This window comes from Janthinobacterium sp. 344, assembly GCF_900112025.1.
Taxonomy (GTDB): Bacteria; Pseudomonadota; Gammaproteobacteria; order Burkholderiales; family Burkholderiaceae_D; genus Janthinobacterium.
The window spans coordinates 22,256-36,139 of record NZ_FOKL01000006.1; the positions used below are offsets into that span (position 1 = coordinate 22,256).

The 13,884-nt window shown below is 63.2% G+C and carries 11 protein-coding genes and 1 riboswitch; of the genes, 2 read left to right on the forward strand and 9 right to left on the reverse strand.

The window, feature by feature from the left end; genetic code table 11:
• Positions 1-28 precede the first annotated feature (28 nt).
• Together BM193_RS16580 and hppD are read right to left on the reverse strand one after the other, a co-directional pair.
• A complete protein-coding gene (locus tag BM193_RS16580; protein WP_092798603.1) occupies positions 29-3,625 on the reverse strand; it encodes an indolepyruvate ferredoxin oxidoreductase family protein in 3,597 nt (1,198 codons plus the stop codon).
• Positions 3,626-3,878: 253 nt separating this feature from the next.
• Positions 3,879-5,006: a 4-hydroxyphenylpyruvate dioxygenase gene (gene hppD, locus BM193_RS16585; RefSeq protein ID WP_092798604.1), complete on the reverse strand. Its 1,128-nt coding sequence runs from the start codon at positions 5,004-5,006 to the stop codon at positions 3,879-3,881.
• 125 nt (positions 5,007-5,131) lie between these two features.
• Between hppD and BM193_RS16590 the strand changes: the two genes are divergently transcribed.
• On the forward strand, positions 5,132-5,656 hold the full coding sequence (locus BM193_RS16590; protein ID WP_092798605.1) for an Lrp/AsnC family transcriptional regulator: 525 nt from the start codon (positions 5,132-5,134) through the stop codon (positions 5,654-5,656).
• On the opposite strand, the gene BM193_RS16595 is transcribed toward BM193_RS16590, so the two are convergent.
• From BM193_RS16595 to BM193_RS16610, 4 genes are read right to left on the reverse strand one after another with little or no spacing between them, the layout of a single operon-like run.
• Positions 5,657-6,364, reverse strand: a complete 708-nt coding sequence (locus BM193_RS16595) for a GNAT family N-acetyltransferase (protein WP_092798606.1) — start codon at positions 6,362-6,364, stop codon at positions 5,657-5,659. It lies immediately after the preceding gene.
• Entirely contained in the window at positions 6,361-7,488 is a 1,128-nt protein-coding gene (locus BM193_RS16600; RefSeq protein WP_092798607.1) for a tRNA nucleotidyltransferase/poly(A) polymerase-related protein, read from the reverse strand. The genes BM193_RS16595 and BM193_RS16600 overlap by 4 nt, the downstream gene beginning before the upstream one ends.
• Positions 7,489-7,500: 12 nt before the next feature.
• Positions 7,501-8,217 carry a glutathione S-transferase family protein gene (locus tag BM193_RS16605; RefSeq protein WP_092798608.1) on the reverse strand — a complete coding sequence of 239 codons (717 nt, stop codon included), beginning with the start codon at positions 8,215-8,217 and terminating at the stop codon, positions 7,501-7,503.
• Positions 8,218-8,240: 23 nt separating this feature from the next.
• Positions 8,241-10,196, reverse strand: coding sequence for a lytic transglycosylase domain-containing protein (locus BM193_RS16610; RefSeq protein WP_175533319.1), 1,956 nt, complete (start codon positions 10,194-10,196; stop codon positions 8,241-8,243).
• Between the two features lie 65 nt (positions 10,197-10,261).
• On the opposite strand from BM193_RS16610, the gene BM193_RS16615 reads away from it, so the two are divergent.
• Positions 10,262-10,873 carry a 5-formyltetrahydrofolate cyclo-ligase gene (locus tag BM193_RS16615; RefSeq protein WP_175533320.1) on the forward strand — a complete coding sequence of 204 codons (612 nt, stop codon included), beginning with the start codon at positions 10,262-10,264 and terminating at the stop codon, positions 10,871-10,873.
• A 10-nt stretch (positions 10,874-10,883) separates the two neighbouring features.
• Here the strand turns inward: BM193_RS16615 and metF are convergent, their stop codons facing one another.
• The 3 genes from metF to ahcY form a co-directional block, all read right to left on the reverse strand.
• Positions 10,884-11,714, reverse strand: a complete 831-nt coding sequence (metF, locus tag BM193_RS16620) for a methylenetetrahydrofolate reductase [NAD(P)H] (RefSeq protein ID WP_092798610.1) — start codon at positions 11,712-11,714, stop codon at positions 10,884-10,886.
• Positions 11,701-12,057 carry a phage holin family protein gene (locus BM193_RS16625; RefSeq protein ID WP_092798611.1) on the reverse strand — a complete coding sequence of 119 codons (357 nt, stop codon included), beginning with the start codon at positions 12,055-12,057 and terminating at the stop codon, positions 11,701-11,703. The genes metF and BM193_RS16625 overlap by 14 nt, the downstream gene beginning before the upstream one ends.
• Before the next feature lie 195 nt (positions 12,058-12,252).
• On the reverse strand, positions 12,253-13,677 hold the full coding sequence (ahcY, locus tag BM193_RS16630; protein ID WP_092713571.1) for an adenosylhomocysteinase: 1,425 nt from the start codon (positions 13,675-13,677) through the stop codon (positions 12,253-12,255).
• A 27-nt stretch (positions 13,678-13,704) separates the two neighbouring features.
• A riboswitch (S-adenosyl-L-homocysteine riboswitch) is annotated at positions 13,705-13,773 on the reverse strand.
• Positions 13,774-13,884 lie beyond the last annotated feature (111 nt).

Below are 13,884 nucleotides of genomic sequence, written 5' to 3' on the forward strand. Positions count from 1 at the left end.
GATTGAGCTTATGCCCCTACCGCGCGCATCAGGCCACGGTCGCCGCCACCGGCGCCGCCACGACTGGCGGCAACGGGGTCGGCGCATTGAAGGCGATCAGCAAGCTGGCCTCTTTCTCTTTCGCCGCCTTCAAGTGGCGTTCCTTCACATGGCCATAGCCGCGGATGTCTTCCGGGATGCTGGCGATCGCCACGGCTTGCGCCAGCTTGGCCATCGTCAGCTTCGGCAGCAAGCCGCCCACCGTCGCGCGGTATTCAAGAATCAGCGCGCGCTCCATCTTGCGCTCGGCCGTATGGCCGAAGATGTCGAACGCCGTGCCGCGCAAGCCTTTCATTTTGGCCAGCACGCCAAACGCCTTCATCATCCATGGGCCGAATTCCTTCTTCACCAGATGGCCCTGGGCATCGGTTTTCGCCATGATCGGCGGCGCCAGGTGGAACTTGAGCTTGATGTCGCCGTCGAACATGGACGCGATCTTCGCCTGGAAGGCGCCGTCCGTGTACAGGCGCGCCACCTCATACTCGTCCTTGTAGGCCATCAGCTTGTAGAAGTAGCGGGCCACGGCTTCCGTCAGGCGCAGGTGCGGGCCATTCAGGGCGCTCTCGGCGGCGCGCACCTGGCCGACGAAGTCCAGGTACTGCTGCGCATACGCGCGGTCCTGGTAGGCCGTCAGCAGGGCCACGCGCTTTTCGATCAGGTCGTCGAGCGTCTCGATGCGCTTGAATTCCACCACCTTGGCCGGGGTTGTCATGCGCACCAGGCTGGCCGCATCATGCGCGCCCGCGCGGCCCCAGTTGAAGGCCGCCTTGTTGAATGCCACCGAGACGTTGTTCAAGTCGATGGCCTTCATGATGGCCGCTTCGCTCAATGGCACCTTGCCCTTTTGCCAGGCGTAGCCCAGCATGAACATGTTCGTCGCGATGGAGTCGCCCATCAGCGCCGTGGCGATCTGCCCCGCGTCGATGAAGTCCACGTGGTCGCTGCCGCAGGCCTTTTCGATTTCCATGCGGGCCGAGGCGCCGGGGAATTGCCAGTCCGGGTTCTTCACGAACGCCGCCGTCGACGAGCTGGTCGAATTGATCATGGCCCAGCTGCGGCCTTCCCCCATGCGCGACAGGGCGTCGCGGCTGGCCGTGACGATCAAGTCGCAGCCGATCACGAGATCGGCCGCACCCGTGCCGACGCGCGTCGAGTGGATGTCTTCCTGGCGGTCCGCCAGGCGCACGTGCGACATGACCGGGCCGCCCTTTTGCGCCAGGCCGCTCATGTCCAGCACGGAGCAGCCCTTGCCTTCCACGTGGGCCGCCATGGCCAGGATCTGGCCGACGGTGACGACGCCCGTGCCGCCGATGCCGGTGACGAGGATGCCGAACGGCTCGGCCGTCGAGGGAATGCTTGGTGTCGGCAAGGCCGGCACGGCTGGCGCATCCTTGTCGGCGGCGGCCGCCTTCTTCGGCTTTTTCAGGCCGCCGCCTTCCACCGTGACGAAGCTGGGGCAGAAGCCCGTCGTGCACGAAAAATCCTTGTTGCAGGACGACTGGTTGATCTGGCGCTTGCGCCCCAGTTCCGTTTCCAGCGGTTCCACCGACAGGCAGTTCGATTGCACGGAGCAGTCGCCGCAGCCTTCGCAGACGGCTTCGTTGATGACGGCGCGCTTGGCCGGGTCCGGGTATTCATTGCGTTTCCGGCGGCGGCGTTTTTCCGAGGCACAGGTCTGGTCGTAGATCATGGCCGACACGCCCGGCATGTCGCGCAGTTCGCGCTGCACGTCCATCAGTTCCGAACGGTGGCGCACGGTGACGCCTTCCGCCCAGGCATAATCGGATGGGTATTTTTCCGGTTCGTCGGTGACGACGATGATGGGGCCGACGCCTTCGGCGGCGATCTGGCGCGAGATGATCGCCGGCGACAGGGGGCCGTCGAATTCCTGGCCGCCCGTCATCGCCACCGCATCGTTGAACAGAATCTTGTAAGTGATGTTCACCTTGGCCGAGACGGCCGCGCGGATGGCCAGGATGCCCGAGTGGAAATACGTGCCGTCCCCGAGATTGGTAAACACGTGTTTTTCATTCGTGAACGGCGCCTGCCCCACCCAGGTCACGCCTTCGGCGCCCATGTGGGTAAACGTCGACGTTTCGCGGTCCATCCACAGCACCATGTAGTGGCAGCCGATGCCGGCCAGCGCGCGCGAGCCTTCCGGCACTTTCGTGGAACTGTTGTGCGGGCAGCCGGAGCAGAAGAACGGCGTGCGGTCCTTTTGCGGATCGGGTTTCACGCTGATCGCCTTGAGGACGTTTTCCTTCGCTTCCAGGTAGGCGATGCGCTCCTTCACGCGCTGCTCGACGGGATGGCCCGCGTAGTAGCGCGAGATGCGGCTGGCGATCGCCCGCGCGATCATGGCCGGGTTCAGTTCATACGTGGCCGGCAGCAGCCAGTCGCCGTGTCCCGTGCCCTTCTGGTTGCTCCATTCGCCCGTGTCGTCGAACTTGCCGACCACGCGCGGACGCTCGCCGTCTTTGAGGTTGTACAGCTCTTCCTTCAGCGCGTATTCGAGGATTTGCCGCTTTTCTTCCACCACCAGGATCTCGTCGAGGCCCTTGGCGAATTCGTGCACGCCGTCCGCTTCCAGCGGCCAGGTCATGCCGATCTTGTACAGGCGGATGCCGATGTCGGACGCCGTCTGCTCGTCGATGCCCAGGTCCGCCAGCGCCTGGCGCGTGTCCAGGTACGATTTGCCGGCCGTGATGATGCCGATGCGCGCCTTCGGGCTGTCCCAGATGATTTTATTGAGCTTGTTGGCACGCGCATACGCCAGCGCCGCATACCATTTGTAGCTGTTCATGCGCACTTCCTGCTCCAGCACCGTGTCGGGCCAGCGGATGTTCAGGCCGCCGGCCGGCATCTCGAAGTCGGTGGGCTGGGTGATCTGCACGCGGTCCGGGTCGAAATCGACGGCGGCGCCCGACTCGATGATGTCGGTCACGCATTTCATCGACACCCACAGGCCCGTGTAGCGGCTCATGGCCCACGCGTGCAAGCCGTAGTCGATGTATTCCTGCACCGACGACGGGTACAGCACGGGGATGCCGCAGGCATTCAGGATATGGTCGGACTGGTGCGCCGTGGACGAGGATTTCGCCGCATGGTCGTCGCCGGCCAGCACCAGCACGCCGCCGTGCTTGGCGGAACCGGCGTTGTTCGCGTGCTTGAAGACGTCGCCGCAGCGGTCGACGCCGGGGCCCTTGCCGTACCACATGCCGAACACGCCGTCATATTTGGCGTCTTCGAACAGATTCGTTTGCTGCGTGCCCCAGACGGCCGTGGCGGCCAGGTCTTCGTTCAGGCCCGGGTGGAACTTGACGTGGTGTTCATCGAGGTATTTCTTGGCCTTGATCGCCGTCATGTCGACGGACGTCACAGGCGAACCGCGGTAGCCGGTGATGTAGCCGGCCGTGTTCAGGCCCGCTTTCAGGTCGCGCTCGCGCTGCAGCATGGGCAGGCGGATCAGCGCCTGCGTGCCCGTCATGAAGGCGCGGCCGCGCTCCAGCGTGTATTTGTCGTTCAGGGAAATTTCGGACGCGTGCGCGCCCGGCTCAAGACTCGAGCCCTTGATTGGTGCATTCATTACTTGTCTCCATTATTCTCGGTGCTACGCGTGCAAAGTCGGTTGAACTCACACGTACCGGCTGTGCCTTGTGGGCAATGCCGGTGCGGAAAAATGACTTGTTTGTCGTAGACTACCACAGGAAGGCGCGCAGTTCTTTGCTGCGCTGCACTCCCGTGTTGCTTCTTTTTTGTGACTTCTGGTCAGATCAGCAGAGTGCTGGGGTCAGACCCGTCGGGGCTCGGCGCCCCCGCTTGACCGCCGGTACTTCAGCTTACGCCGCGTTCGTATCTTGCAGCACGCCGCGCTTGATCTGGTCCAGCTCGATCGATTCGAACAGGGCGCGGAAGTTGCCTTCGCCGAAGCCCTGGTCGCCCTTGCGCTGGATGATCTCGAAGAAGATCGGGCCGATCACCGTCTGCGTGAAGATTTGCAGCAGCAGTTCGCGTTCGTTTTCCGTGCTGTGGCCATCGATCAGGATGCGCAGGCGGCGCAGCTCATCGAGCTGCTCGCCGTGGTTCGGCAGGCGGCGGTTGACCAGCTCATAGTAAGTTTCAATCGTGTCCTGGAAATCGATACCCGTATCGCGCATGCCTTGCACGGAGGCATAGATATTGTCCGTGCCCAGCGCGATGTGCTGGATGCCTTCGCCATGGTACTGGTCCAGGTATTCGGCGATCTGCGACTTGTCGTCCGACGATTCATTGATGGGGATGCGGATCTTGCCGCACGGCGAAGTCATGGCCTTCGATTTGAGGCCCGTCAGCTTGCCTTCGATGTCGAAATAGCGCACTTCGCGGAAGTTGAACAGGCTTTCATAGAAGCTCGCCCATTCCTTCATGCGGCCACGGTGCACATTGTGCGTCAGGTGGTCGATATAGGTCAGGCCGTGGCCGACGGGGTTGGCGACGGCGCCAGGAATGGCGACGAAATCGACGTCATAGATGCTGATGTCGCCGATGCCGCCCGGCGCGGCCGCGTTTGGCTTGTCGGCGCCCTTGCCGCGCCAGCGGTCGACGAAATACAGCAGGGAATCGCCCACGCCCTTGATGGCGGGGATATTCAGTTCCATCGGCCCCGTCTTATTGTCGAAACCCCAGGCACCCAGTTCCAGCGCGCGGCGATACACGAAAGCCGCGTCGTCGACGCGGATGGCGATGGCGCACACGGACGGGCCGTGATGGCGGGCAAAACGCTGCGCGAACGAATCCTGTTCGGCATTGATGATGAAATTGATGTCGCCCTGGCGGTACAGGGTCACATCCTTGTGGCGGTGGCGCGCGATGGCCGTGAAGCCCATGTTCTCGAACAGCTTGCCCAATGCTTTTGGGTCTGGTGCTGCATACTCGACGAACTCGAAACCATCGGTACCCATCGGGTTATCCCAAGGCTGAAATTGCATGATGTCTCCTCCAAGAAGTAGCGCACAGTATAGGCGCGGGTCACGGGCATTAAATGCCAAAGATCTCCCGAACAATCATGATTTGCGCAATAATATTGCGTGAAATAAGACCCTCCGGAGGAAGCATGAGCAAAATTACGCTGGATAAAACGGATCGCAAGATCCTGGCCGTCCTGCAGGCCGATGGCCGCCTGTCGAATCAGGACGTGGCCGAGCAGGTCAGCCTGTCGCCGTCGCCATGCTTGCGCCGCGTCAAACGACTGGAGGAAGCGGGCGTGATCCGCCAGTATGTGGCCCTGCTGGACCCGGAAAAGATCGGCCTGGGCTTGCTGGCCTACGTCAACGTACGGCTGGAAAAGCACAGCGACGCCACCGCCCACAGCACGGCACGGGTGCTGGCGCCGAACCTGGTGACGAATACCTCGCCGCGCGCCGACTTCGCCGTGGCCGTGGCGCAATGGCCCGAAGTGGTGGCCTGCTATGCGATGACGGGCGAGATGGATTATCTGCTGCGCGTGCACGTGGAAGACATGGAACACTTTTCGCGCTTCATGATGGCCACCCTGCTGCGCCATCCGGCCGTGCTGGACGTGAAATCGAGCTTCGCCCTGCAGCGCATCAAGGATACGACGGCCCTGCCGCTGGTGTAGTCAGTCGGCGGGCGGGGGCGGCGCCGGCTTCTTGCGCCCCGGCAAACGCTGCAGCAGCTTGCTGGCGGCGCGCGCATTCGCCTTGAACGTATAGTCGAACATGGCAAACTGCTCCTGCACGGCTTCCTGCAGCATGCTCGATGGGTTCGGCGGCAATAGTTTCAAATAAGCATCGGCCTCGCCATAGTCGCGCTGGATTTCCATGCCCGCCTTCTTGGCGATATGCATCATCGTCTTGTTCGACGACAAGCAGTGCATGTACAGCGTATCGACATCGTTGTTGCGGCAGTGAATCGCCGCCCGCTCGAACAGTTTCGAGCCGACCCCCATGCCGCGCATGGATTTCGACACCGACACGCCAAACTCGGCCACTTGCTCCTTGTCCGTCACCACATGTTTCGCCGGCGCCTTGTCCTTCGGCGCGAACGCCAGGTGGCCCACGCCCACCAGCTTGAAGGTGCTGTTGTAGACGCCGTAGACCATGTCGCGCGAAAAATCCATCTTCTGCACATACTGGGCGACAAGCTCATCGGGCAAGGCGCTGCCAAAGCGCAGCAGCCGGTCGCTCTTTTCCAGGGTCAGGAAATGCTTCATCATGCGGCGCCGGTCGCGCTCATGCAATTGCTTGACCAGCACGGTCGGCCGCCCGCCGCCGCTACGGCTGAGCCAGCGGCGAAACGGATTCTGGAACAATTTGGGCAGGGTCATGGCAGTTCCGTACTGCTGATGGCGTTCGTGACAGCCGCGACCCGCGCCGCATGGATGACGGCCGGGATGCGTTTCGGTTCCTGCGCACAGGCCAGCGCCAGCGCGCCCGCATCGACGCCGCGCACGGCCGCCAGCATGGCTTGCAGCCAGGCGGCCTGCGGAAAAGCGCGCGTTTCCTGCGCAGCTTCCCGTGCCTGTACATCGCATTCGATGGCTTGCAGCATCTGCTCGAAGCGCTGCGGCTTGCGCAAGCCGTCGCAGCGCTCGCACAAGCGCACCAGTTCCTCGGCGCTCAAGGCCAGCGCGCCGGTGACGGCCGCCTGCTCGCGCGCCGCCATCACGGCCAGTTCGCGGCAGTCGTTGGGCACGCGCAGGCGCTCGCTCAGCGCATGGATCTGCGCGACGGGCACGGCCAGCATCAGCACGGCAAAGCGCACGCACAGCGCGTGGCCTGCGCCCGCCGCCCTGTCGATCGCCTGCAGCAGCGGCGCGCTGAGCACCAGTTCCGGCAGAATGCGCGCCAGCGCGCCGCATTCCTGCAGCACCGTGAACATGCGCGACGGGCGGCTTTCCATCAAGCCTTTCGCCACTTCCTGCCATACGCGCTCGGCCACCAGGGCATCGACTTCACCGTCCAACACCATCTGGCGCATCAGCGCCATGGTGGCGGGCGCCACCGTGAAATGATGAAACCGGGCGGCAAAGCGGGCCAGGCGCAGGATGCGCACGGGGTCTTCGCCAAACGCCTCGGAAACGTGGCGGAAGACCTTGTTCTGGATATCCGCGATGCCGCCGAACGGGTCCGTCAAGCTGCCGTCCTCGGCCTGGGCGATGGCGTTGATGGTGAGGTCGCGCCGCACCAGGTCCTCTTCCAGGGTGACGTCGGGCGCCGTGTGGAAGACAAAGCCCCGGTAGCCGGGCGCCGTCTTGCGCTCCGTGCGGGCCAGCGCATATTCTTCCTGCGTCTGCGGGTGCAGGAAGACGGGGAAATCCTTGCCGACGGGCCGGAAGCCCCGGCGCAGCATGTCGTCCGGCGTGGCGCCGACGACCACGTAATCGCGGTCTTTCACGGGCAAGCCCAGCAGTTGGTCGCGCACCGCGCCACCGACCGTGTAAATCTTCATAGGAGCGTTCTCTTAGTCAGGCAGTTCCGCGTCGTGCTTGGCCGCCACTTCCGTCTCCGCCAGCGCTTCCGTGATCCAGCGGGCCACGGCCGGGTGCGCCTGCACGCGCTCGCAATACGCGTTCAGGGCCGGCGCCAGGCTCACGCCATACGTGCGGAAACGCATGACGACGGGGGCGAAATACGCGTCGGCGATGGAAAAGTCGCCAAACAGGAACTGGTGGTGGCCAAAGCGGGATAAACACTCTTCCCAGATTTCGCTGATGCGGCCGATGTCGGCCTGGGCGGCGGCCGTGCGGCCCCGGCCCGGCAAGTTCGCCTTGATATTCATCGACATGGCCGTGCGCAAGCCGGCGAAGCCGGAATGCATTTCTGCGCAGACACTGCGCGCCATGGCGCGCGCGGCCACGTCCTGCGGCCACAGGTGTTTGTCGGGAAACTGCTCGGCCAGGTATTCGCAGATGGCCAGGCTGTCCCAGATCGTCATTTCGCCGGCCAGCAGCACGGGCACGCGGCCGCAGGCGGAATATTCGGCGATTTTCGTCGCCGTGTCGCTCTGGTCGAGCAGCACGCGCACTTCCTGGAACGCAATGCCGAAGGCCGTCATGGCCACCCACGGGCGCATCGACCAGGACGAGTAATTCTTGTTGCCGATGATGAGGGTCAAACCTGGCGCGCGCGCGGCGGCCAGGGCTTGCGTCAGGCTGGGGTCAAGGATGGTCGTTTGCATGGTCGTCTATCAGGTCAAAGTAATTACGGCAGGTCGGCCGCGATGGCGCTGTTCTTCGGTCCCACGGTGCCCAGGCGCGCCTTCAGCGACTGCGGGCTCTTCTCGAACAGGGCGGCGTAATAGGTGGCGTTGGCCATCACGTTTTTCACGTAGCCGCGCGTTTCCGTGTAGGGAATCGTCTCGGCGAAGACGGCGCCTTCCAGCGGGCGCGTCATGGTGGCGCGCCAGATGCGCAGGCGTCCCGGCCCCGCGTTGTAGGCGGCGCTGGCCAGCACTTGCGAGCCATCGAGGCCGCCGAGCACCATGTTCAGGTAATTCGTGCCCAGCAAGACGTTGGTGCGCACATCGCTCAGGGTTTCCGTGACGAAATCGGTGAGACCGATCTTCTTGGCCACGTAGCGGGCCGTCGACGGCATCACCTGCATCAGGCCGGAAGCGCCCACGTGCGACTGCGCATCCATGATGAAACGCGATTCCTGGCGGATCAGGCCATACACCCAGGCCTTATCGAGGCCCAGGGTTTGCGTGGCCGGATGCATGACGTCGTCGTGCGGCGTCGGGTAGCGTTGCGTGTAGTCCACTTCCAGGCGCGTGCGGTCCGAGGTATTGACCATGCGGTCGAGCACGTTGTTCTGGCGCGCAAACTCCGCGGCCGCCAGATGTTGCCTGTCCGTCATCGAGCGCAATTCCCAGTTCCACTCGCGCGTGCCTTCGAAGCGCAAGCGCATGTTGAAAAATTTCAGCGCCCGCTGCAAGCCCGGATTGGCGGCCATGGCGGCAATTTCCGTCGGCGTGACGGGCTGGCCCGGCGGCGGCAAGACCAGGTGATTGCCCAGCTCTTCATTGGCCAGCAAGCCATAGAAATTCGATTGATCGGCAATCGTGCGGTACAGGGCGTCCGCCTGCGCATTCGGACGGCCCGGCGTTTCCGCCTGCTGCGCGCGCGCCAGCCAGTACACCCAGGTGGGGTCCGCGCGCAGCGAGGCCGGCATGGCCTGGATGCTGGACTTCACCACCGGCCAGTTACCTTCTCGCAAGGCGATACGCGCCTTCCACTGCATCTGCTCCAGCGTCAACGGGGCGCCATTCGATTTTTGCCAGTATTCAAAGGCTTCCGGCGCCAGCGAATACGACGCCTGCAAGGCCAGGTTGGCCCAGCCGATGGCCTGTTCCTGCGCCGTCAGTTGCCCGCTCGCCTTTTGCAAGGCCACCACGCCCAGCTTCAGGGTACTTTTCGCCATGCGGCCGACGGCCACCAGGTACATCTCATGGTCGGCACGGCTGGCGCCCGCGCCCTTGGCCAGCACCAGGGCCGGCAAGTCGATCGCTTGCGCCATCTTCGCGTCCGAGGCGCCCAGCAGCAGCGCGATGCGGCGCGCCGGGCCCGTGGCGTTGGTCTGGCCCGCCAGGCGGATCTGCGCCCACAGGTCGTTCGCGTCGAACTGGCCATTTTGCGCCAGCACGGCGATCAGGCTGCCGCACGCTTCGCCGTAGCCCGGTGGCGACACCAGCAGGTTGCGCGCTTCGGGCGCCACGTTCTGGCCCTTGGCGGCGCGCGACATCAGCGCATAGCACTTGAGCTGGGTGTCGTCGTCGAGGGCGAATTGCGGGTATTGTTCGTCAAAGATGACCCAGTCGCGCTTGCGGCCCAGCTCCAGCAGCCAGTCGTTGCGGAAGCGGTCGGCGATGGCGCTGCCCTTGTAGCGGTTCAGGTAATCGCGAAATTGCGCTTCGGTCAACTGCCTGATGCGCGGTTTCAGCCGATAATAGTCAACATACGAAGGAATCTGGTAATTCGTCAGGCGTGCAGCATAGAAGTCGGCCTTGTCGACGTCATCCTTGCGCGCGGCATCGCGCAGCAGCAGGAAGGCATCGTCCTCGCTGCGCGTATCGGGCGCAGGCGGTACGGCGGAAGATGCGGTGGCGGACACCTGGGCCAGGGCGGCCAGGGGAGAGATGGCCGATGCAACACACAGCATCGTGCCGGCAATCCATTTCAGTGGGGAAATCAATGTACGACTCTCAATCTTAACTTGATGGTGATATGAATAGCGACCCTAGAATAACATGCGATCCGGCTACACGGCCACCCATTGCGCCAGCGGAAAAAGCCAGCCTGCGCAAAGCCCTGCTGGCGGCCCGGCGCGCCCTGCCCGATAGCACGCGCACGGCCTGGGATGCGGCCATCGCGCAGCGCCTGCTCGCCTGGTGCGCGCAAGAAAACGTCAAGGAACTGGGCGTGTACTGGCCCCTGCATGGCGAGCCGGACCTGCACGACGCCTATGCGCAGCTGGCCGCGCGCGGCGTGCAGTTAAGCTTGCCGGTGGTGCTGGAAAAACACGCGCCGCTGGCGTTTTCCAGCTGGACGCCGGGCGAAGCGATGGTCAAAGATGGCATGGGCGTTGCCGTGCCCGCGCAATTGCGCCTGCGCCCGGCGCCCGCCACCCTGCTCGTGCCCTGCCTCGGTTTTAACGAAGAACGCTACCGGCTCGGCTATGGCGGCGGCTATTACGACCGCACGCTGGCCCAAACGCCCCGTCCGCGCACGCTCGGCATCGCCTATGCGTGCCTGGCGGCCAGCTTTCCCAACGGCGAATACGACATCGCCCTCGATCACATCGTGACCGAGGGCGACCTGTACTGTCAGGCGCTGTAAGCCCGAGGGTCTACTTCACCAGGCGCTGCCACAAGGCCGTCGTGGCGGCCGCCTGGTTCATGCTATAGAAATGCAAGCCTGGCGCGCCGCCTTCCAGCAGGCGTTCGCACAAGCCCGTCACCACATCCAGGCCAAACGCCTTGATGGACGCGCTGTCGTCGCCGAAGCTGGCCAGTTTCAGACGCACCCAGCGTGGAATTTCCGCGCCGCACATGTCCGAAAAGCGCATCAGTTGCGTGTAGTTGGTGATCGGCATGATGCCGGCCACGATCGGCACGTTGATGCCCATCTTCTGCGTCTGCTCGACGAACTGGAAATACGCGTCGGCATTGTAGAAGTACTGGGTGATGGCGGCATTGGCGCCGGCCTGCACCTTGCGCGCGAAGGCGTTCAGGTCATCCTGCGGCGAACGGGCTTGCGGATGCACTTCCGGATAGGCGGCCACTTCGATATGGAAATGGTCGCCCGTCTCGGCGCGGATGAATTCCACCAGCTCGTTGGCGTAGCGGAACTCGCCCGAGGCGCCATAGCCGCTGGGCAAGTCCCCCCGTAACGCGACGATACGCTTCACGCCGGCCGCCTTGAAGTCGGCCAGCACGGCGCGGATCGAGTCGCGCGAGCCGCCCACGCAAGACAGATGGGGCGCGGCTTCCTCGCCGGCCGCCAGGATCTCGCGCACGGTGTCCAGGGTGCCCTGCTGCGTGGTGCCGCCGGCGCCGAACGTCACCGAAAAATACTTCGGATGCAACTCAGACAACTTGGCACGCGTGGCGCGCAGTTTTTCCGCCCCTTCCGGGGTTTTTGGCGGGAAAAACTCGATACTGAAGTTATGGGTTGCCATTGTCATTACTCAAAAGTAAGGTCGACAAGGCCCAGGAAATGATGCTGTACAGAATGGCACCACCCACGGCGGACCAGAAACTGGCGACATGGAAACCATCGATCATCTGCGCCACGAGCCAGAACAGGAAGCCATTGATGATCAGGATGAACAGGCCCAGCGACAAGAACGTCACGGGCAGGGTCAGCAGGATCAGCAGGGGACGGATCAGGGCATTGATCAGCCCCAGCACGGCGGCGGCCAGCAGCGCGGTCCAGCCGCTGCTCATCGTCACCGAGTGCATCAGGTAGGGGACGGCAAACAGGGCTGCCGCATTGATAAACCAAATCAGTAGCAAGCGCATTTCTCTAGCCTGTCGAAAAAGAGGGGCAAGCCGGCATAGCCGGCCTTTTCAAAGTACACCGATCAGTCTTGTTGCCTCAGGAACCGTAGCAAGCGGATGCGCGGCGTGGCCGAGAAGCGCAGCTGTACGAAGGTACAGCGAGCATCGCCGGCCGCGCCCCGCGCCGCGCAGCAGGTTCCCGAGGCAAGCAAGCGATTAATAGCGATAGTGCTCTGGCTTGTAGGGACCTTCCGTGCGCACGCCGATGTAGTCGGCTTGCTCTTGCGTCAGTTCCGTCAACTGCGCATTCAACTTTTTGAGTTGCAGGCGGGCGACTTTTTCGTCCAGGTGTTTTGGCAGCGTGTACACGCCGACCGGGTAGTTGGCCGTGTTCGCGTACAGCTCGATCTGGGCGATCGTCTGGTTGGCGAACGACGAGCTCATCACGTACGACGGGTGGCCCGTGCCGCAACCGAGGTTGACCAGGCGGCCTTCGGCCAGCAGGATGATGCGGCGGCCCGACGGGAAGATGATGTGGTCGACTTGCGGCTTAATGTTTTCCCACTCGTATTGCTTCAGCGAGGCAACGTCGATTTCATTGTCGAAGTGACCAATGTTGCAGACGATGGCCTGGTCTTTCATGCGCGTCAGGTGATCGTGCGTCAAGATATGGTAGTTGCCGGTGCAAGTAACAAAAATGTCGCCGTGTTCGCAGGCGTAATCCATCGTCACCACGCGGTAGCCTTCCATCGCCGCCTGCAGCGCGCAGATCGGGTCGACTTCCGTCACCCACACTTGCGCCGACAGGGCGCGCATGGCTTGCGCCGAACCCTTGCCGACATCACCGTAACCGGCGATGACGGCCACTTTACCGGCGATCATCACGTCGGTGGCGCGCTTGATGCCATCGACCAGCGATTCGCGGCAGCCGTACAGGTTGTCGAACTTCGATTTCGTGACGGAATCGTTCACGTTAATCGCTGGGAAAGCCAGCTTGCCTTCCTTGTGCATCTGATACAAACGGTGCACGCCGGTCGTCGTTTCTTCCGTCACGCCGAGGATTTCCGGCAGGCGCTTCGAATACCAGGTCGGGTCGGCCAGCAGGTGTTTCTTGATCGAGTTGAACAGGCAGATTTCTTCGTCCGAACCGGGGTTGGCCAGCACCGACAGGTCGGTTTCCGCGCGCACGCCCAGGTGCAGCAGCAGGGTGGCGTCGCCGCCATCGTCGAGGATCATGTTCGAGTAGACCGCCTTGCCGTCCACGTTCGGCCATTCGAAGATGCGGTGCGTGTATTCCCAGTAGTCGTCCAGCGACTCGCCCTTGACGGCGAAGACTGGCGTGCCGGCGGCGGCGATGGCGGCGGCGGCGTGGTCTTGTGTGGAGTAAATGTTGCACGATGCCCAACGCACTTGCGCGCCCAGCGCTTCCAGGGTCTGGATCAGCACGGCGGTCTGGATGGTCATGTGGATGGAACCGGTGATGCGCGCGCCCTTCAAAGGCTGCGCTGCCGCGAATTCCTCGCGGATGGCCATCAGGCCAGGCATTTCCGTTTCAGCAATCTTGATTTCTTTGTCGCCCCATGCGGCCAAGGTGATATCGGCGATGGTGTAGTCGTGTTGCGATTTGAGTACGGCGTTCATCACGCCCTCCTTTCAGTTGTTGAAAAAGGTACGTGAGCGCGGTTGCAGGATATTCCGAGCCTGGCGAATTTCTTCGTCGCAACGCTCCTCGGACGGTGGATTTTAACATCGTGCAGGCCGGCGCGCCAGCCTGTTCGCCAGGCATGGCCCCGCAACAACACATAAAAAAAGCGCCCGCGGCCTGGCGGCCGGGGCGCTCATCAGCAA